This is a genomic window from Streptomyces sp. NPDC060209 (assembly GCF_042728155.1).
Lineage (GTDB): Bacteria > Actinomycetota > Actinomycetes > Streptomycetales > Streptomycetaceae > Streptomyces.
Genome location: NZ_JBHWZS010000177.1, coordinates 1 through 17,659, shown reverse-complemented (window position 1 = coordinate 17,659; position 17,659 = coordinate 1). Strand labels below are relative to the sequence as shown.

The following is a 17,659-nucleotide window of genomic DNA, read 5'->3' as shown; positions in this document are numbered from 1 at the left end:
GCAATCAGCCGGCGGCCGGGATCCGCTCGTCCGACGGGCCCCGCGCGAACCGCATGGTGGAGGGCATGATCGCGCGATGACATGGACACCACCTTCCCCTGGCGCGCGGCCTCGCGCCCGTACAGGATCTGGCGTATTCCGCCCCCCGGCGGACTGAAAACGCCGGACCGGGTCACACGAAAGGCATGACGTCCACTGACGTAAGGACAGACAGCACCGGGGAACCCGGGCACGGCAGCACGCCGCGCCGCCGTGCCCGTATGCGGGGGTGCCTGCCGTTCGCCGGAGTGTGCGCCGCGGCGCTGGTCCTGCTGCTCCTGGGCTCCCGGCTCAGCCTGCTACCAGGGCTCGGCGGTCTCTTCGAGGAGAAGACCACGGACCGCTCCGGCCCCGCGGTACTCAAGTCCATCCAGGACATGAGCGCGTACGAGGCCGCCTCCGGCAACTTCCAGGTCGTCGTCGACCTGGAGAAGGACGCCAAATTCCTGCCCGACGCCATCCGGGGCACCCGGACGCTGTACGTCGGCGCGGGCACCGTCGGGGCCTCCGTCGACCTCGGAAAGGTCGGGGCCGACGGGGTGACCGTGAACGAGGACCGCACCACGGCCGAACTCGTGCTGCCCCACGCGGTGCTGGGAAAGCCCGCCCTGGATCCGGACCGTTCCTACGCCGTGTCCAAGCAGCGCGGCCTCCTCGACCGGCTCGGCGACTTCTTCTCCGACAACCCCGGCAGCGAGCAGGCGGTCAACAAGCTGGCGGCTCGGCACATCGGGGAGGCGGCCGAGGAGAGCGGACTCACGAAGCGGGCCGAGAAGAACACGACTTCCATGCTCCAGGGTCTGCTCGGCTCGCTCGGATTCGAGAGGGTGACGGTCCGCTACACCGATCCGCCTGGCTGACCCCTTCGCCGATCCGCCCGGCTGCCCCGCGCCACACCCACCGGAGCGAACGGCATGGCGCAAATGCGGTACGGATTCCCTCGGTTGCTCTACGTCGTGAGCTCGCCGAGCGCTCATAGGTACGCGCGCAGTTCCCGGCGTTCCACGGCGGTTCTACGCGCCCAAGGCGGTCGGCCGGCGTGGCCGACGGCCACTACCGCATCGAAGGCGTTCGCCCGGCACCCGGGCGAGGCGGCGGCCTGCGCGCACCTCCTGCGTCTGCTCGTCCGACCGGGCCGCGGCGGGTTTGCCATAACGGCAAGTTCCCTTGGTCAGCGGTATCGCGGCGCCGAATGATGGTTACGCAGACCCGACCCGAGAACGCGAGGAGTCACATGTCGCAGCCCGCCCCCGCCGTCGAGCCCTCCGCGACCGTCCCCGGGGCGTCCCACCGTCTGGTGGACGTCCCCGGCGGCCGGATCCACCTCCTGGAACAGGGGACCGGCCCTCTCGTCCTCATGATCCACGGCTTCCCCGAGACCTCGTACTCCTGGCGTCACCAGTTGTCCGCCGTCGCCGCGGCGGGCTTCCGCGCTGTCGCCGTCGACGTACGCGGCTACGGGCGCTCCTCGGCCCCCGACCCGGTGGACGCCTACCGGATGACGGCCCATGTGGCCGACAACGTCGGCGTCGTGCACGCCCTGGGCGAGGAGACCGCGACGGTTATCGGCCACGACTGGGGCTCGCCCATCGCCGCCAACAGCGCGCTGATGCGGCCCGACATGTTCACGGCCGTGGCCATGCTCAGCGTTCCCTACGCTCCCTGGAACGCGGTGCGTCCCACCGACGGCTTCGCCCGTATCGGCGGGGCCGAAGAGTTCTACGTCAGCTATTTCCAGCAGCCCGGCCGCGCCGAGGCGGAGATCGAACCCGACGTACGAGGGTGGCTGGCCGGGTTCTACACCTCTCTCTCCGGCGACACGATGCCGCCGCCCGGCTCGGACAGCCCCTTCTTCGTTCCCGCCGGAGCGGTCATGCGCGACCGCTTCACCGGCGGCGCCCTGCCCTCCTGGCTCACGGAGCAGGAGCTGGACGTCTACAGCGCCGACTTCGAGAGGACCGGCCTGACCGGCGCGCTCAACCGCTACCGGAACGTCGACCGCGACTGGGAGGATCTGTCAGCCTGGGACGGAGCCCGCCTCACCTGCCCCGCCCTCTTCATCGGGGGTGCCCTCGACTCCTCCACCACCTGGATGGCCGATGCCATCGCCGACTACCCCACGACGCTTCCGGGCCTCGTTTCCTCGCACATCCTGGAAGGGTGCGGACACTGGATCCAGCAGGAACGCCCCGCAGAGGTCAACGCCCTGCTGACGAAGTGGCTGCACACCGTGCACCCGTGACGGGCGCGTGTCGCAGTCGGGGCCCTGTCCAGGGACCGGCGATGGTGGTGAGATGAACAGCGCAGGCATTCTCGCCGATGCGTTCGAACGCATCCATGAAGCGGTGCACGCCGCAGTCGAAGGGCTTCCGCCCGAGGGGCTCAACGCCAGGCTGGACGACGACGCGAATTCCATCGCCTGGCTCGTGTGGCACCTCACGCGGGTCCAGGACGATCACATCGCCGACGCGGCGGGGACCGAGCAGCTCTGGTTCGCCAAGGACTGGGCGTCCCGCTTCGAGCTCCCCCTCGAGAAGGGCTCGACCGGTTACGGCCACAGCAGTGCGCAGGTGGGGTCCGTGAAGGTGGCGTCGGCCGACCTACTCCTCGGCTACTTCGACGCCGTGCACGAGCACACCCTCGCCTTCGTCCAAGGGCTCGACGGCCGGGCTCTCGACCGTGTCGTGGACGACGCCTGGTCGCCGCCGGTGACCCTCGGCGTGCGGCTGGTCAGCGTCATCGCCGACGACCTGCAGCACGCCGGCCAGGCGGCGTTCGTCCGCGGCGCGCTGGAGCGCCTCTAGAGGGTGCCCGCAGGGTTGTTCACACGGCTGATGGGTGGGTGCCCGTTCCGGTACGTGCGTAGTGTCCCGGACTCGTGCCCACCACACGCTTGAAGTGCCGGGAGAAGTGGGACTGGTCGTAGAAGCCGACCGAGGCGGCGACCTCCGGCGCTCGCATCCCGCCGAGCAGCAGGCGCCGGGCCAGGTCGACACGGCGCCCTGTCAGGTACTGGTGCGGGGCCATGCCGAACTCGCGGCTGAAGGCCCGTACCAGGTGTGTGTGATGGGTGTGCAGCCGCTCCGCCGCCTCGCGGAGCGTCAGTCCTTCCACGAAGCGCTCGTCGAGCAGATCCCGGAGGGCGTACGCGACCCGGCGGTCAGCTATCTGCGGGGCGACGGGTTCGTCGCGCAGATGCCCGGCGAGACGTTCGGAGACGAGCGCGAGACGGCTCTGCGCCTCCAGTTCGTCCCCGGGGCGCTCGAGCGTCCGGTGGAGCTGGTCGACCCGGTGGCGCAGCCGAGGATCCCGCAGCACGGGCCTGTCGACCGCGCGCCCGACGAGATCCGCGTCGATCTGTGCGGTGTTCAGATACAGGACGCGCTTGCGGAAACCTCCCGGAGTCGCCGCGTCACCGTTGTGCGGGATGTGCGGAGGCAGCAGCGTCACCACGGAGCTGGGCGCGCCGTGCTCATGGCGGTCCAGGTCGTAGCGGACCATTCCCTCGTCGACGATGAGCAGCGTCCAGGCGTCATGCGTGTGCATGGGGTAGGCGTGGTCGGCGAAGTGCGCGTGGAAGACCTCGTCGATCCCCTCGACGCGCGGACGCCACGCGGTGATGTCCGGACGTGCACCCATGGACGAAGCGTACAAGAGCGCCGCCGGCCCCCGCGGTGTGCAAACTTCGTACAAGACGGCCGGCGGCCGGGCTCGGCAGACTCCTGGCATGACCGACGACAACGCACCCGTACGCTTCGACACCAAGATCGCCGTGCTGCTCCGCGACGACCTCGAGACCTGGCAGCGTCTCAACGTCACCGCCTTCCTCGTGAGCGGTCTCGGCACGCAGGCGCCCGAGGTGGTCGGGGAACCGTACGCCGACGCCGACGACACCCCGTACCTGCCCATGTTCCGGCAGCCCGTTCTCGTGTTCGCCGGGTCCAAGGAGCTCCTGACGACCGCGCACGCGAAGGCGGTCGGAAGGGGCGCGACCCTGGCCGTGTTCACCTCCGACCTCTTCGCGACCGGCCACGACGAGGCCAACCGGGCAGCCGTCCGGGCGGTGCGGAGGGACGGGATGGACCTGGTCGGCCTGGCCGTGTACGGGCCGCGGAATGCCGTGGACAAGATCCTCAAGGGTGCGTCGATGCACCCCTGACCCGCGTCCCGGCGTCACCGGGCGGATACTCACGGGCACACCCGTGCGGGTGATGGTTCCCGGTGCCATACTCAGAACAAGTCCGCTTGACAGGCTTGTCACTGTCCCGAAAGGCGACGCGTCATGAACTGGGCATCGTGGACCACCCTCGGTGTCTTCGCGGGAACCGGCGGAGTGCGCACCGAAGAGGTAGGTGTCGTGAGCGGTGATCTGACCGTGCACACGACTTGGACCGAAAAGCAGGCCGAGGTCGCCGTTCAGTACAGCGGTGCCTCGGACTGGTTCACACTGGCCGGCAGTCCGGTGCCGTGCCCCTCAGAGGAAGAAAGCAGATCCCTCCATCAGAGCGTCGTCGAGGCGGTACGCGCCGGCGGCGGAGCCACGGTTCCGGCTCCGCACACCATGGCGTGAACCGCCCGGGCGGCGCGGCAGCCGTTCAGTCTGCCGCGAAGCGCTCCACATACCGCCGCTGCCAGGGCGTCTCCACGGCCTTGGGGTGATAGTTCCGGCGGACGTAAGCGACCGCTTCCTCCGCCGGGACCCCGTCCAGTACGGCCAGCAACGCCAGAGCCGTCCCGGTCCGCCCCCGGCCGCCTCCGCACGCGACCTCGACCCGTTCGTCCGGAGCCCGGCTCCACGCCTCCTTCAGCACGGAGCGAGTCGCCTCCCTGTCGGCGGGCAGACGGAAGTCGGGCCAGCGCAGCCACCGTGACTCCCAGGCCACCGGGGGCGGCGGGCCGCCCAGCAGATGAAGCGCGAGGGTGGGCTCGGGTCCTGCGGGGAGCGGACGCCTCAGACCGCGGCCACGGACCAGTCGCCCCGACGGCAGCCGCAGGACGCCCTCAGCCTCCGGATCCCAGGTCTCCGTCACACTCAGTCCTTCCCGTCGAGGTCCTGGGACAGAAGGCTAGCCAGCTCCTCGACCGCGACCGGCGCGCTTTCGCCCACGGCAGACAGCACCAGCAGGTCGCCGTGCTGAGCTGCCAGCGCGAGCACCGAGAGCATGCTCCGGGCGTCGACCGGGTCGCTGCCCTCACGCGCGACGGTGACGGCGACCGGCTGACGCATGGCTGCCTGTACGAAGAGCGAGGCGGGACGGGCGTGCAGGCCGCTGCGGGAGCCGACGGAGACGGTGCGCTGGTACACGGGTTCACTCCTGGGTGAAGAGGGGATCTGCGGTTCGGGGGAGGGGACAGGGATCAAGCGGCCACGGCGACCTCGGAGCCGTCGTCGGCCGGAGCGGTGGTGTCCGGGTTCCGACGCATCCCCTTGAGGGCGACGACCAGAGCGGTCGACACCGCGGTGCCGATGGCGATCGCCAGCAGGTAGAGGAAGGGCTCGCCGATGAGCGGGACGACGAACACGCCGCCGTGCGGGGCGCGGAGCGTACAGCCGAACGCCATGGACAGCGCGCCCGTGACCGCCCCTCCGGCCATCACGGACGGGATCACCCGCAAGGGATCCGCCGCGGCGAACGGGATCGCGCCCTCGGTGATGAACGAGGCACCCAGCACCCACGCCGCCCTGCCGTTCTCCCGTTCGGTCCGGGTGAACAGGCTGCGGCGCAGCGTCGTGGCGAGGGCCATCGCCAGCGGGGGCACCATGCCGGCAGCCATCACGGCGGCCATGACCTTGAGACTGCCGGGCGTCGGATCGGCCAGACCGCCGACCGCGAAGGCGTACGCCACCTTGTTCAGCGGGCCGCCCATGTCGAAGCACATCATCAGGCCGAGGACGACGCCGAGGATGACCGCGTTGGAGCCCGACAGCCCGTTCAGCCAGTCGGTGAGGGCGTTCTGGAGGGAGGCGATCGGCTTGCCGACCACGATGAACATCAGGAAGCCGACCGCGATCGACGCGAGCAGTGGGATCACCAGCACCGGCATGATGCCGCGCAGCGTGGGATGCACCTTCACCCGCTGGATCGCCATCACCGCCGCACCGGCCAGCAGACCCGCGACCAGACCGCCGAGGAAGCCCGCGTCGATGGTGAGCGCGATGGCGCCGCCCACGAACCCGGGGACGAGCGCGGGCCGGTCCGCCATCCCGTAGGCGATGTACCCCGCCAGTACCGGGACCAGGAAGCCGAAGGCGGCGGTTCCGATCTGGTTGAGGAGAGCGGCCCAGCTGGCCGCCTCGCCCCAGACGAAGTGGTCGGCCACCGATTTCGCGCTCGCGATCTCGTAGCCCCCGATCGCGAAGGAAAGGGCGATGAGCAGTCCTCCGGCCGCGACGAACGGCACCATGTAACTGACGCCGGACATCAGATAGGTCCGCAGCCGGACACCGAAGTGCCCGGAGGCCCCCGCCGAAGCGCCCGTACCGGCCGGTTCGCCGCCGTCCTCGGAGATCCTGCTGATCTCGCCCCGCTCAGCCTTGCGCCGGGCCTCGGCGATGAGTTCGGCGGGCCGGTTGATGCCTGCCTTCACCCCGGTGTCGACGACCGGCTTGCCGCCGAACCGCGCCTTCTCCCGCACATCGACGTCGTGCGCCCAGATGACGGCGTCCGCGGCTGCGATCACCGCCGGATCCAGCCGCTCGAAACCGGCTGACCCCTGAGTCTCGACGTTCAGCACGACACCCTGGGCGCGTGCGGCCGCCTCCAGCGACTCCGCGGCCATGTAGGTGTGGGCGATACCCGTCGGACAGGACGTGACGGCGACGATACGGAACGGCTCGACCGTCTCCGGGTCCGCCGCGGCCTCCTCAGGGTCCGGGACCGACTCGGGAACCTCTTCGCCGCGGATCAGTGCCGCCGCGACGGCGGGGTCGTCCTCCGCCCTCAGCGCACCGGTGAATCCGGGGTCCATGAGCCGTCGTGCCAGGCTCGACAGAATCGTGAGGTGGTCGTCGTCCGCGCCCGCAGGTGCGGCTATCAGGAAGACGAGATCCGCGGGGCCGTCCGCAGCACCGAAGTCGATGCCGCTCGCGCTGCGGCCGAAGGCCAGCGTCGGCGCGGAGACATGCTCGCTCCGGCAGTGCGGAATGCCGATGCCACCGTCCAGGCCTGTCGGCATCTGGGCCTCGCGCGCCGCCACGTCGGCGAGGAAGCCGTCCAGGTCGGTGACGCGGCCGGCCGCGACCATCCGTCCGGCCAGCGAACGGGCGGCCGCGCTCTTCGTCTCGGCGGACAGGTCGAGATCGACCAGTTCCGCGGTGATCAGCTCACTCATCGCGGGGCTCCTTGCTCATGGACCGCCCGGAGGACGGTGCGGGGGGAAGGGGGCGTCGTACGACTGGACAGGGAAACGGCGGTCATGGAGCCAGCCCCGTGAGAGCCAGGTCCATGGGGATGTCCGCTGTGGTGACCACCGCGGAGGGATCGAGGTCGGCGGGCGTCGGCATGGCGCTTCCGGGCAACTGCACGGCGGCGGCGCCGTGCGCCACCGCGGCTGACAGGGCCGCCCGGCCCGTTCCGCCCGCGGACAGGAACCCCGCGAGCGAGGCGTCACCCGCGCCGACGTCGCTCCGGACGGCATCCACCCGCGCACCGGCGAAGTACGCTCCCGACGGTTCCACCAGCAACTGTCCGACGGATCCCAGGCTGGCGAGCACCGAACGTGCCCCCAGCTCGCACAGCTCCTGCGCCGCCTTGAGCGCGTCGCCGACCGTCGCGAGCGGACGGCCGACCGCCTCGGCGAGCTCCTGGGTGTTCGGCTTGATCACGTCCGGCCGCTCACGCAGTGCGGCGACGAGGGCGGCGCCGGAGGTGTCGAGAGCGATGCGGACGCCGGCACGGTGGCTGCGGGCGACCAGTTCGGCGTACCACTGCGGCGGCAGTCCGCGCGGCAGGCTTCCGCAGCAGGCGATCCAGTCCGCGCCGGCCGATCTGGCCCGGACCGTGTCCAGCAGGCGCTCGGCCTCGGCAGGGGTGATCTCGGGACCCGCCGCGTTGACCTTGGTCAGGGTGCCGTCGGGTTCGACGAGGGTGATGTTGATACGGGTGCTGCCGGTGATCGGCACCCCCGCGGCCTCGATGCCGTGTTCACCGAGCAACCGGGCCAGCAGCTCGCCCTCGGGCCCGCCCAACGGTGCGACGGCGACGGTGCGGTGCCCGGCGGCGGCGACCGCGCGGGAGACGTTGACGCCCTTGCCGCCGGGGTCGACACGGTCCGCGGTGGCCCGCAGAACGGCGCCGCGGGTGAGCCCCGGAAGTTCGTACGTGCGGTCCAGGCTCGGATTGGGAGTGACGGTCAGGATCATGCGCGTACCACTTCCGTGCCCCGGCTCTCGATGGCCCGGGCGTCCTCGGGGCTCAGCCCCGTATCGGTGATCAGCAGGTCGACGTGGGAGAGATCGCCGAAGCGCGCGAAGTGCTCCTGACCGGACTTGCCCGAGTCGGCGAGGAGCACCACTCTGCGGGCCGCCGCGATCACGGCACGCTTCACGGCGGCCTCGGCCAGATCCGGGGTGGTCAGGCCCCCCTCTGGGGAGAAGCCGTTCGTGGCGAGGAAGACGACGTCCGCGTTGATCTCGGCGTATGCGCTCAGCGCCCATGCGTCGACGGCCGCGCGGGTGCGGTGCCGAACCCTGCCGCCGACCAGATGCAACGCGATCCCCGGATGGTCGGAGAGGCGAGCCGCGACCGGCAGGGCATGGGTGACCACGGTGAGGCGCGAGTCGATCGGAACGGCGGCCGCCAGTCTGACGGTCGTCGTGCCGGCATCGATGATGATGTTGCCCTCGGCCGGGAGTTCGGCCAGTGCCGCGGCGGCGATGCGGTCCTTCTCGTCGGCCGCCACGGTGTCGCGTTCGGCGAGATCCGGTTCGAAACCGAGCCGTCCGGCCGGAATCGCACCGCCGTGCACCCTGCGCAGGAGCCCCGCCCGGTCAAGAGCCTTGAGGTCACGCCGAACCGTTTCCGCGGTCACCTGGAACTGCTCGGCCAGGGACGGCACATCGACGCGTCCGCTCTCGCCGGCGATGCGGAGAATCTCTTGCTGCCGCTCCGGTGCGTACATGTGGTTACGTATCCGTTTCATGCCCGAGTCTGTGGTTTCACCGGCAGACTACGGTTGCACGTCAGGAAAGTAAACACATTCGGGCGAGGAGTGGGCACGAACGGACTTCGGCTATGGCGGTGCGGCGCTACGGCGTTCCTCAGTCGGTGCCGTGAGCGGCCGTCCGCGGGCTCAGCGGCCGCGCCAGCAGCGGTGCCCCGAGATTCTGATGGCCACCGCTCGCCTGCATGCGCACCTCGCCGCGCTCGCTGATCTCGGCGCGCACGATTCCGGTCTCGTCCGCGTATACCGGATAGCCGCCGGCGCCGGAGCGTGCCGTGAGATGCACGACGACCACGTCGTCCTCGGTGCCGCCCGCCTGGAAGATGAGCTCGTAACTCTCCGGGTAATCCATGACCGACCTCCCGACCGGGCCCGGCAGTAGCCGCTCGCCCGTCACCTCCATTGTTTCCCACCGGGGCGCGTGGCGCTTCGGGAGCCCGGGCGAGTGACGGTCCGTGTCTGAGGATGCGAAATGGGTGAGGCGGGGCGACCATCATCTGCAAGGGACCGGACGCGTGCTGTCAGCTTCGCACGGCCGGCCGTGACGCCAGGCGGTACCGCCGGCGCGATCGGATTTCGTCGGCGCGGGGCCCACGGGCTCCCGGCCGCCCTGTGGAGAGGAACTGCCGTGCTGATGGCCAATCCCGCAACGCTGAGGAATCTCGTCAAGCGCTACGAGACACTGCGAAGCACCCATGCACGGCTGGGCACGTCCGAGAGCAGCCGTCAACTCGAGGACGTCTCCTACACCCTCTGCGTCATCACCGGAACGAGGACCGTGCCCGACGCCCTGGCTGCCGCGGCGGCGCGGTTGCACGCCGTCCCGGCGGCAGGATCGCCGGGGCCCGCCGAGGTGCAGCTCACCGCCTGACGCCTCACAGCTTCCTTGGGAATGGCGCCGGTTCCGTTCGGACCGGCGCCATTCGCCTGTCCGGAACATCTCCGAATGCGGGATCGCACGACACGCCGAATGGGCGGACGGTGCCGTCGATCGGGTGACTCCCACCGGTCGGACAACATGACTGTTCGCGGAGACGGCTAGGCATGCCAGCATGAGATTTGAGCCCCGTCGAAACAAGACCGTTTCCCCGCGTACCCGCCGGCTCCGCGTCGCCGGCGGTGCCCTGTGCGCCGCTGTTCTTGCCGCCACTCTCGTGACCGGTTGTGGTCAGGACGGCGGTGACGAGACCTCCGCGGCGACCTCCGAGGCCGCGAAGGTCCTTCCGAACCAGACTGACAGCCCTTCCGGCAGTCCCTCCGAGACGGCGCAGCTGACCGAGGACCAGACCGAGCGCAAGGAACTGCTGTCGACCGTCAAGGTCACCTTCGACAAGGCCGCCACGACGGCAGTCGGCGAGGTGTCCGGTGGCAAGCTGACCGATCTGGACCTCGAGGGCCTCGACGACGAGGACGACGCATCCGGTAGCCCGAGCCCCTCCGGCAGCGAGACCGACGGCGCCAGCCCGAGTCCCGAGGGCAGCGCGAGCCCGAGCGGCACCGGCAGCCCGAGCCCGAGCCCGAGCGGCAGCTCCACCAGCCCGAAGTGGATCGCGGAGGTCGCCGAGGAGGACGGCACCGCACACAAGGTGACCATCGACGCGGTGTCCGGGAAGGTCCTCGATTCCGCGCCGGACGCCGATCAGAGCGCCGCCGACAAGACGGAACTGGCGGACCAGCTCTCCAAGGCGACGCAGACGCCCCAGCAAGCGGCCAAGGTCGCCACGGACAAGCAGCCGGGCTGGGTCACCTCGATCGGCCTCGACGAGAACGACAGCAAGGTTCTGGTCTGGCAGGTCGACGTGGTCTCCAAGGACTGGAACAAGACCACCTTCGACGTGGACGCGGCCAAGGGCACGATCACTGACGAGCAGGTCGACGACGACTGATCACAGCACGGACGGACTCATCGGTGGCGGACCGCATGGCGGTGCGCCACCGATGTGCGTCACCCGGCGAGTCAGGGCCGAGGGGACTTGGGCTCAGCGGCCTTCGTCCGTCAGGTCACGGGTGAAACGCAGTCCGGGCTTTCCCGTCAGCGTGATCGCACCCGTCTCCACGAATCCCGTGCGGGCCAGGACGGCCCTCGATCCCGCGTTGTCCACCGTCGTCTCGGCCCGGAGGACGGTCAGGCCGTACTCCGCGAAGGCCAGCGCGCATATTCTGCGGACTGCTGACGTGGCCAGCCCCCGCCCCGCCGCGCGCTCGGCGATCCGGTATCCGAGCTCGGCCGAGCCGCCGGTGACGCCGACGAGGTTGACACGCCCCAGCACGGCCCCGTCGCCGTCCGCCAGGATGTGGAAGTGGTGCATCCCCGCCGCCTGCTCCGCGAGCAGCTCGGCGTGTCGCGCGTCGAACCCGGCGAAGAACCCGTCCCCCCGGTCCGGGACCGCAGCGGCGAAGTACGCGCGGTTCTCCCGCTCGAAGGCGAGCAGAGCAGGGGCGTGATCGGGGCGAAGGCGTTCGAGGACGGTCATGCGGCGACGATATCCAGCCGCGGTCGTCGGTGCGGCACGAGCAGCACCGGCTTCGTCGCCGCCGCACGGGAAGGTCCGGCTCATCAGGCGGGAGGGACCGTGACGCTCACAGCCGGGCCCCGACGGAGGCGCCGTTGCGCGGCACGAGAAACGCCGGGGCGGACGGAAGGGAGCCGTCGGCCCCGCGCGGGCCCGTGACAGGGGTCGTGTCCGTGCTGAGGACCGACGAGTCGTTCCATGTGCCGCCGATGTCCCAGGAGTTGCCACTTGAGACGGTGTCCGTCCCGAGAGCGGCGGGACGCCCGTCCGAGACGGCCAGATTCGCGGTGAGGCCTGCGCGGGCACCCGTCGTGTCCGCGTCGAAGCCGGTGCCGCTGTTGCCGAACGTGCTGTTACCGCTCAAGGTGAGTGTGCCGGGGTTGCCGTTGTCGGTGACACCGTGCTTCGCGTTCTCGAACGCGACCGAATTCCGGACGGAGTGGCCCACCGAGGGGGCCGGCGTCCCGCCTCCGAGCTTGAAGCCGTTTCCGTCGCCCGCGAAATCGGGGAAGTCCCAGCGGTTGAATCCGTTGCCGTAGGCAATCGTGTTCTCCACCAGAACGGGGGACGCGAACTTCCAGGCGTCGAAGCCGTCGTCGACGTTGTTCCACAACCGCACCCCCCGCACCACGTTGCCGGCACCGCTGCCCTCCTTGATGCCGAGGCCGTCCGCGCTCTCTCCGTTCTTGCGCGGGTCGCGATTGCCGAAGCTGTCGAGATCCAGGATCTGGTTGCCGCTGGAGTCGCCCTGGAGCTGGAAGCCCGTCTCGTAGTTGCCGCGGGTCGTGAGCCGGGAGAACACGTTGTCGTCGCAGCTGTCGCAGTAGTAACCGTACGGACCGTTGATGATTTCCAGGCCGGACACCCGCCAGTGCGACGCCTCCTGATGGATCGCACCTCGCTCGGCCCGCGGGATGCTGCCGCCCACGGGCGTGTGGCTCGCCGGCAGTGCCTCGCCGTCGATGACGACCCGTTCCCCCTGGTACGCGCCGAGCGAGATCGGCTGTGACTCCTCGCCCGAGGTGGTGATGGTGATGTTGTCCACGAGGGTGTAGGTGCCGCCCCGGACGGCGATGGCATCACCGGGCCCGGCCATGTCCACGGCCTTCTGGATGGTCCTCAGCGGGTGAGCGAGGGTGCCCGCGGCGGAGTCGTCCCCGTCCACCGCCACGACGAGGGTCGACGCGGCGGCCGATGCCTCACCCGGCGCCGCCGTGACCACGGCTCCGAGAAACACCGCTACGGACAGGCCGACGATACGCATACGAGCTCCCTCATGAGACGGCTGACGAGAGGACAGTGGTCGCCGGCGCCCGAAACGTTGCCGCTCACCCGCGACCGGACGGCCGTCTCCACGGTTCAGGGCGCGATTCCCACGTTCCCGAGGCGGCTCCACCTCCACTCCTGGGCCCGGGTCATCGCCGGCCAGCGCGTGGCCCCCTCGCGGGGGTTCACCCGTGAGGCATAGGAGGCGGGACGATGTTCCGGCCGGAAGAAGCACCCGGTCCCGTACTCCGCGTCGAAGGCGGGACAGGAGGACGCGACGGAGGCCGGCGTGGGCTTGCGCCCCGTTCGTACCCACCCGGACAACGCCGAGACCGCACTGGCGTACTCCGCGGTGCTGAGCCCGCTGTGCTCGCTCTCCTGGGTGAAGGTCTGTACGAGGTGGCGGTCACGGTGAGCGCCTTTCAGGCTGTCGAGGTACGCAGCCTCGTGCTCGACGAAGGCGGTGGGGTCGTCGATGGCGTGCATGGTGAGCACCGGGACGGACACCGCGCCGGTCACATCGCTGTCGTAGGACAGGTCACGCCGCGCGGAGGGGGCGGCGGAGAACCGTTCGACCCCGGCGTTGAGTGCCGCGTCGTCGTGCGACCCGCTGTAGCGCACGTGCCGGTTGCTGAAGGGGCTGCGCATTCCGACTCGGCCCACGATGTCGCGGAACGTGAAGGTGGCGAAGGAGAGGTGCGACTCGAGTGTCCGCTCGGGGATCTTCGTGACCGCGAGGATGTCGTCGAGGTTCCGCTGCTGGAGGGGCGTCCGGTCGGCCGGCTGCGAGGCGTGACCCGTGCACTCCTGGAGCCTGGCGCGCAGCCCCGCGGCGGTCATGGCCGAATCCTCGCGGAGCCCCATCCACAGGGGGTACGACGGCTCGGACGGGCGCGGGTGGTTTCGGCAGTAGTACTGGTAGACGACGCGGAGGTCCACCCGGTAGTCGTAGCCACGGGAGCCGCCCGCGAGGACGCCGTTGGTCAGCAGGGCGCCGTCATAGGGCGAGTCGGCGCCGGATCCGTACGTCTCGATGGTCTTCGCGGCCACGTTCCCGCCCCAGGACTGCCCGTGGATCAGGGTGGTGCTCGGGCGCCCGAACTTCTCCGTGAACAGGCGGCGCAGATTCTCCGTGTCCGCGGCCGCCATCCTCGTTCCGTATCCGCCGCGGCGGTATGCCGATCCCGCCCAGGCGTATCCCTCGTCGACCATGACCGACCAGCGCTCCAGGTCGTCGGCGCTGCGCTGCGGGTCCGACTCCGCGCCCAGACCGGGGCCGCCGTGGGCGTGCAGGACCAGCGTTCCGTTCCACCTGCGGGGGATGGCGACGGTGTAGTGCGCGCCGTGGGAATCCTGGCCGGCGTAACACGTCGCCTTCGCCGCCAGATCCGCCGGGCAGGGAGCCGAACCCGGCGCTGCGGCCGCCGCCGAGGGCTGGGCCGGGCCGATGAGGCAGGCCGCGAGAATCCCCGCGACACAGCCTGCCGTCACCGTGGACAGCCTTCCGCGTGAACGCCGCCTCTGGAGAAGGGCGGTCACGGTATTGCCTGTTGGTTTCTCGCTCGGGTGCATGCCGGCCGATGCTAGCCACGCCCGGGGCGTACGCCAGGGGTCCCGCCGTTGCGTTCATATCGTTCACCGGCGGGCGCTCTCGTTCGTACACCGATGCGAACGGTGACCTCGGGCCTTCGCGCGCGTTGTACAGGGCGTGCCCTCTTCCTCCGCCAGCTCACCCCCCGCGCCGGCCGCACCGGTGGTGAAGCCGAACCCCTTTCTGCTGACGCCCCGCCAGGGAGAAGCCGCCCGTGCGCTCCTGGTCCACGTGAGCTCCCTGCCGCTGAGGGGAGCCGATGCACAGCTCCTCGCGGTCGTCGTCGCCATCCGGGCGGCCCGGAAGGGAGTCGGCAACCTCACCGGTCAGGACGTGCGTTCCCTCCGCCTGGCCGATCCGGAGGGAGCGGTCACCGCCTTCGCCGCCCTGGGCTGGCAGGGGCAGGAGGCCCTGCTCGGCGAGGACCTCGTGACCCCGGTGGGGGTCACCGTGCCGGACCTCGCCGGCCGGCTGCCCTTCGGCAAGGTGATGCGCTCCAGGGTGTCGGGCTGGACGGTCCGGACCCTGTCCGCCAAGCCGGTCAAGAAGACCTCGTCCGCCGCGCGGCTGGCCGCGCTGTTCCTGGCCGCCCACGGACCGGCCGACGAGCACGGCACGCTGCCGGCCCATCTGCCCGACGAGTGCCGGGCCGCCCTGCCCGAACTGCTCGCCAAGGGGTTCCTGCGGGAGCTGGACGGTGACCGGTACCTGCTGGCCGATGCCGTACGGCATCTGTCGGGAATGCGTCCCCCGTCCGACACCCCGGCCGGCAAGCGCGACGAGCCGGAGGCGGAACGGCTGAGCTGGGACGAGTGGAAGGACCGGGCGAGCGTGGCCCTGCGACGGCATGTCGATGCTGTCGAGCGCTGCCCCGAGTGTTCCCTGTCCACGGCCAGGGTGTCGGAGGCCTTCATGCGCAAGGCGGTTCCCGCCCAGTTCGGGGAGAAGGCGCGTACCGCCTACGACACCTGGGTGGCCAAGTACCCCGGCCAAGGGCCTGCCGCCGCCGAGTTCGCCGCCGCGTTCCGTGCGGCGCACGGCCACGGCCCCTCCGTCAAGCAGCTCTGCAAGGCGCTGGGCTGGGGAAAGATGTCACGGGAACTGCGGATCCACGTCATCCGTCGGCTGATCGCCGAAGGGTGGCTGATGAACACCGATCCGGTGCCGTGGACCCTGCGCCCGGGCAAGGCGGCCCAGGCCGGTGTGTCCGGTGCGACGGCCCCCGCGACCGCCGCCGGACGCCGGCGCTGAGTGCGGCGGGTGCGTGTCACGCCCCCGCCCACCCGATACCCGAGGTCACGTGCACCGGCGTCGCCCCAGGCGTCCCGGTGCCGAACGCGGTGCGTTCCCAGGGTTCAACGTGATTGTGATGGGCATGCCAGGCGTAGCGCGCGTGCCCCCCACAGTCACGCGCCGACCGGGAGGACGCAGTGAGAAGCAGCGCACCGTTCCGCAAGGCCACACTCGTCGTGACCAGTGCCGTCGCGTTGGTCATCGCCTCCGCCGGAAGCGCGCTCGCCGCCCCGCCGGCCGCGTTACCCGCCGCCGCGGACGCGATGGAGCAGGCCTTCCAGCCGGCGTACGACTACGACACGGACGGCTGCTATCCCACGTCGGCCATCGGCCCCGACGGAAGCATCGCCACCGGCCTCAACACCACCGGTGCGGTCAACGGCAGTTGCCATGACGCCGTGGATCTGGACAACACCAACGGCTACTCCCGTTCCCTGTGCAACAACGGTTGGTGCGCGGTCATGTACGGGCTCTACTTCGAGAAGGACCAGGCCGTGGCCGGCAGCGGGCTCGGCGGGCACCGGCACGACTGGGAGCACGTCGTGGTGTGGATCCAGAACAACGAGGCCCGCTATGTATCCACCTCTGCCCACGGCGACTTCGACGTCTACGCCAGTGACCGGATCCGATGGGACGGGACCCATCCCAAGATCGTTTACCACAAGGACGGTATCGGCACCCATTGCTTCCGCCCCGCGAATTCCAACGACGAGCCGCCGGAGAACCACTACCACCAGTGGCGGTTCCCCGGCCTCGTCGGCTGGAACGGCTACCCGGCCGGCCTGCGGGACAAGCTGGTACAGGCGGACTTCGGCAGCGCCGTTTTCGGCCTCAAGGACGGCAATTTCAGCAGCCACCTGCAAAAGGCCCTGCCCGCGGGCATCCCCTTCGACCCCAACGCCTGACGTACGGGGCCCGAAGCCGCGAGCGTGCGCCGACGCACGCTCCGGTGATACGGCGAGTCCGCCCCGACACGCGCCTCGGTGACCCCGCGAGGCGAGCCCTGGCGTGGTGTCAGCGGGCGGACAGCTCCGAAGGGGCCTCCTGGACCACCCACCCGTTGCCGTCCGGATCGGCGAAGGACATGAACGAATTCCAGGTGTCCCCCTTGCCCTCCTCCCAGCCCGTCGCGCCCACATGCCGGATCGGGGACACGTCCACACCCCGGCCCGCCAACTCCTCGCGTGCGGCCTCGATGTCCGTCACACAGACCTGGAGGCCCTGCAGTGTGCCGGGGGCCATCGCGCGCTCTCCGGGAAACGCGGGCATCCCCTGCAGCATGGCGATCGAACAACGCGAGCCCGGCGGCGTCATCTGGATGATGCGCATACCCGGGGCGACCTCGTCGTCCAGGTCCAGCTTGAAGCCCGCCTTCTCGCTGTAGAACGCCTTCGCCCGGTCCATGTCGGTGACGGGGACCGGGATGACTTCGAGTGTCCAGTTCATGGAGCCTCCTCAGCAGAGCCAGTTCGCCTGGCCGGTTTCCTTGTCCTCGGCGAAGCCGGGACGGCAGGGGCCACGGCGAACTCCGAAGGAGGTCCACCGTCGCCCAGGGAGGAGGCGCGGAGCACCCCGAAACGCCAGCAGGGCCTGAACTTCGACCATTTATCTTGCCGATGGGCCCGGGGCCGGCCCCCGCCCCTGCGGGTCCCGGCCCTCACCGGCCATCCGGAGCGGCCTTCCGACGATCCGGACGAAGACCCTAAGGGCTGTCCCGTAGCACCCGGCGGGCGCACGACGACAGCTACGGCACCTCGCCGCGTTGTCGGGTCGCCCGAATACGCCCAGTATGAGG

The 17,659-nt window shown here is 70.4% G+C and carries 20 protein-coding genes; 9 read left to right on the top strand and 11 right to left on the bottom strand.

The window, feature by feature from the left end:
- Positions 1-185: 185 nt before the first annotated feature.
- The 3 genes from ACFWFI_RS27990 to ACFWFI_RS27980 all read left to right on the top strand — a co-directional run bounded on the left by ACFWFI_RS27990 (position 186) and on the right by ACFWFI_RS27980 (position 2,843).
- Positions 186-899 (top strand): DUF4230 domain-containing protein, encoded by a 714-nt coding sequence (locus ACFWFI_RS27990; protein WP_387395244.1) that lies wholly within the window; start codon positions 186-188, stop codon positions 897-899.
- Positions 900-1,273: 374 nt separating this feature from the next.
- On the top strand, positions 1,274-2,281 hold the full coding sequence (locus tag ACFWFI_RS27985; RefSeq protein ID WP_387395241.1) for an alpha/beta fold hydrolase: 1,008 nt from the start codon (positions 1,274-1,276) through the stop codon (positions 2,279-2,281).
- 52 nt (positions 2,282-2,333) lie between these two features.
- The gene (locus ACFWFI_RS27980; RefSeq protein ID WP_387395239.1) at positions 2,334-2,843 is read left to right on the top strand and encodes a mycothiol transferase; all 510 of its coding nucleotides are present in this window, start codon (positions 2,334-2,336) and stop codon (positions 2,841-2,843) included.
- 19 nt (positions 2,844-2,862) lie between these two features.
- On the opposite strand, the gene ACFWFI_RS27975 is transcribed toward ACFWFI_RS27980, so the two are convergent.
- Complete coding sequence (locus ACFWFI_RS27975; protein ID WP_387395237.1) at positions 2,863-3,678, bottom strand: helix-turn-helix transcriptional regulator; 816 nt, start codon at positions 3,676-3,678, stop codon at positions 2,863-2,865.
- Positions 3,679-3,766: 88 nt separating this feature from the next.
- Here ACFWFI_RS27975 and ACFWFI_RS27970 point away from each other — a divergent pair, with 88 nt between their 5' ends.
- Together ACFWFI_RS27970 and ACFWFI_RS27965 are read left to right on the top strand one after the other, a co-directional pair.
- Positions 3,767-4,198 (top strand): DUF2000 family protein, encoded by a 432-nt coding sequence (locus ACFWFI_RS27970; RefSeq protein WP_387395235.1) that lies wholly within the window; start codon positions 3,767-3,769, stop codon positions 4,196-4,198.
- Between the two features lie 123 nt (positions 4,199-4,321).
- The gene (locus tag ACFWFI_RS27965) at positions 4,322-4,609 is read left to right on the top strand and encodes a hypothetical protein (RefSeq protein ID WP_358967683.1); all 288 of its coding nucleotides are present in this window, start codon (positions 4,322-4,324) and stop codon (positions 4,607-4,609) included.
- Between the two features lie 25 nt (positions 4,610-4,634).
- On the opposite strand, the gene ACFWFI_RS27960 is transcribed toward ACFWFI_RS27965, so the two are convergent.
- The 6 genes from ACFWFI_RS27960 to ACFWFI_RS27935 form a co-directional block, all read right to left on the bottom strand.
- On the bottom strand, positions 4,635-5,069 hold the full coding sequence (locus tag ACFWFI_RS27960; RefSeq protein ID WP_387395233.1) for a protein-tyrosine phosphatase family protein: 435 nt from the start codon (positions 5,067-5,069) through the stop codon (positions 4,635-4,637).
- Positions 5,070-5,071: 2 nt separating this feature from the next.
- The gene (locus ACFWFI_RS27955) at positions 5,072-5,344 is read right to left on the bottom strand and encodes an HPr family phosphocarrier protein (protein ID WP_387395231.1); all 273 of its coding nucleotides are present in this window, start codon (positions 5,342-5,344) and stop codon (positions 5,072-5,074) included.
- 53 nt (positions 5,345-5,397) lie between these two features.
- Entirely contained in the window at positions 5,398-7,371 is a 1,974-nt protein-coding gene (locus ACFWFI_RS27950; protein ID WP_387395229.1) for a PTS fructose transporter subunit IIABC, read from the bottom strand.
- An 82-nt stretch (positions 7,372-7,453) separates the two neighbouring features.
- On the bottom strand, positions 7,454-8,401 hold the full coding sequence (gene pfkB, locus ACFWFI_RS27945; protein WP_387395227.1) for a 1-phosphofructokinase: 948 nt from the start codon (positions 8,399-8,401) through the stop codon (positions 7,454-7,456).
- Positions 8,398-9,159, bottom strand: coding sequence for a DeoR/GlpR family DNA-binding transcription regulator (locus tag ACFWFI_RS27940; protein WP_387395246.1), 762 nt, complete (start codon positions 9,157-9,159; stop codon positions 8,398-8,400). Before ACFWFI_RS27940 ends, pfkB begins: the two co-directional genes overlap by 4 nt.
- Before the next feature lie 139 nt (positions 9,160-9,298).
- Complete coding sequence (locus ACFWFI_RS27935) at positions 9,299-9,553, bottom strand: DUF6296 family protein (protein WP_387395225.1); 255 nt, start codon at positions 9,551-9,553, stop codon at positions 9,299-9,301.
- 276 nt (positions 9,554-9,829) lie between these two features.
- On the opposite strand from ACFWFI_RS27935, the gene ACFWFI_RS27930 reads away from it, so the two are divergent.
- Together ACFWFI_RS27930 and ACFWFI_RS27925 are read left to right on the top strand one after the other, a co-directional pair.
- On the top strand, positions 9,830-10,072 hold the full coding sequence (locus tag ACFWFI_RS27930) for a DUF5133 domain-containing protein (protein WP_387395222.1): 243 nt from the start codon (positions 9,830-9,832) through the stop codon (positions 10,070-10,072).
- A 181-nt stretch (positions 10,073-10,253) separates the two neighbouring features.
- Positions 10,254-11,087, top strand: coding sequence for a PepSY domain-containing protein (locus ACFWFI_RS27925; protein ID WP_387395221.1), 834 nt, complete (start codon positions 10,254-10,256; stop codon positions 11,085-11,087).
- Between the two features lie 93 nt (positions 11,088-11,180).
- Here the strand turns inward: ACFWFI_RS27925 and ACFWFI_RS27920 are convergent, their stop codons facing one another.
- From ACFWFI_RS27920 to ACFWFI_RS27910, 3 genes are all read right to left on the bottom strand, one after another.
- Positions 11,181-11,675, bottom strand: coding sequence for a GNAT family N-acetyltransferase (locus tag ACFWFI_RS27920; RefSeq protein WP_387395219.1), 495 nt, complete (start codon positions 11,673-11,675; stop codon positions 11,181-11,183).
- A gap of 106 nt (positions 11,676-11,781) precedes the next feature.
- Positions 11,782-12,978 carry a right-handed parallel beta-helix repeat-containing protein gene (locus ACFWFI_RS27915; RefSeq protein WP_387395217.1) on the bottom strand — a complete coding sequence of 399 codons (1,197 nt, stop codon included), beginning with the start codon at positions 12,976-12,978 and terminating at the stop codon, positions 11,782-11,784.
- Positions 12,979-13,073: 95 nt separating this feature from the next.
- Positions 13,074-14,552, bottom strand: a complete 1,479-nt coding sequence (locus ACFWFI_RS27910; protein WP_387395215.1) for a hypothetical protein — start codon at positions 14,550-14,552, stop codon at positions 13,074-13,076.
- A gap of 136 nt (positions 14,553-14,688) precedes the next feature.
- Between ACFWFI_RS27910 and ACFWFI_RS27905 the strand changes: the two genes are divergently transcribed.
- Both ACFWFI_RS27905 and ACFWFI_RS27900 read left to right on the top strand, forming a co-directional pair.
- Entirely contained in the window at positions 14,689-15,822 is a 1,134-nt protein-coding gene (locus ACFWFI_RS27905) for a hypothetical protein (protein ID WP_387395213.1), read from the top strand.
- A 179-nt stretch (positions 15,823-16,001) separates the two neighbouring features.
- A complete protein-coding gene (locus tag ACFWFI_RS27900) occupies positions 16,002-16,769 on the top strand; it encodes an NPP1 family protein (RefSeq protein WP_387395212.1) in 768 nt (255 codons plus the stop codon).
- A gap of 109 nt (positions 16,770-16,878) precedes the next feature.
- Here the strand turns inward: ACFWFI_RS27900 and ACFWFI_RS27895 are convergent, their stop codons facing one another.
- Complete coding sequence (locus tag ACFWFI_RS27895) at positions 16,879-17,310, bottom strand: VOC family protein (RefSeq protein WP_387395210.1); 432 nt, start codon at positions 17,308-17,310, stop codon at positions 16,879-16,881.
- Positions 17,311-17,659: the final 349 nt, after the last annotated feature.

Excerpts from the sequence above, each read along its gene's own strand:
- ACFWFI_RS27970 (WP_387395235.1), top strand. The coding sequence starts at position 3,767 with ATGACCGACGACAACGCACCCGTACGCTTCGACACCAAGATCGCCGTG.
- ACFWFI_RS27990 (WP_387395244.1), top strand. The coding sequence starts at position 186 with ATGACGTCCACTGACGTAAGGACAGACAGCACCGGGGAACCCGGGCAC.
- ACFWFI_RS27935 (WP_387395225.1), bottom strand. The coding sequence starts at position 9,553 with ATGGATTACCCGGAGAGTTACGAGCTCATCTTCCAGGCGGGCGGCACC.
- ACFWFI_RS27925 (WP_387395221.1), top strand. The coding sequence starts at position 10,254 with ATGAGATTTGAGCCCCGTCGAAACAAGACCGTTTCCCCGCGTACCCGC.
- ACFWFI_RS27980 (WP_387395239.1), top strand. The coding sequence starts at position 2,334 with ATGAACAGCGCAGGCATTCTCGCCGATGCGTTCGAACGCATCCATGAA.
- ACFWFI_RS27985 (WP_387395241.1), top strand. The coding sequence starts at position 1,274 with ATGTCGCAGCCCGCCCCCGCCGTCGAGCCCTCCGCGACCGTCCCCGGG.
- ACFWFI_RS27975 (WP_387395237.1), bottom strand. The coding sequence starts at position 3,678 with ATGGGTGCACGTCCGGACATCACCGCGTGGCGTCCGCGCGTCGAGGGG.
- ACFWFI_RS27915 (WP_387395217.1), bottom strand. The coding sequence starts at position 12,978 with ATGCGTATCGTCGGCCTGTCCGTAGCGGTGTTTCTCGGAGCCGTGGTC.
- pfkB (WP_387395227.1), bottom strand. The coding sequence starts at position 8,401 with ATGATCCTGACCGTCACTCCCAATCCGAGCCTGGACCGCACGTACGAA.
- ACFWFI_RS27895 (WP_387395210.1), bottom strand. The coding sequence starts at position 17,310 with ATGAACTGGACACTCGAAGTCATCCCGGTCCCCGTCACCGACATGGAC.
- ACFWFI_RS27920 (WP_387395219.1), bottom strand. The coding sequence starts at position 11,675 with ATGACCGTCCTCGAACGCCTTCGCCCCGATCACGCCCCTGCTCTGCTC.
- ACFWFI_RS27940 (WP_387395246.1), bottom strand. The coding sequence starts at position 9,159 with ATGTACGCACCGGAGCGGCAGCAAGAGATTCTCCGCATCGCCGGCGAG.
- ACFWFI_RS27965 (WP_358967683.1), top strand. The coding sequence starts at position 4,322 with ATGAACTGGGCATCGTGGACCACCCTCGGTGTCTTCGCGGGAACCGGC.
- ACFWFI_RS27910 (WP_387395215.1), bottom strand. The coding sequence starts at position 14,552 with ATGCACCCGAGCGAGAAACCAACAGGCAATACCGTGACCGCCCTTCTC.
- ACFWFI_RS27950 (WP_387395229.1), bottom strand. The coding sequence starts at position 7,371 with ATGAGTGAGCTGATCACCGCGGAACTGGTCGATCTCGACCTGTCCGCC.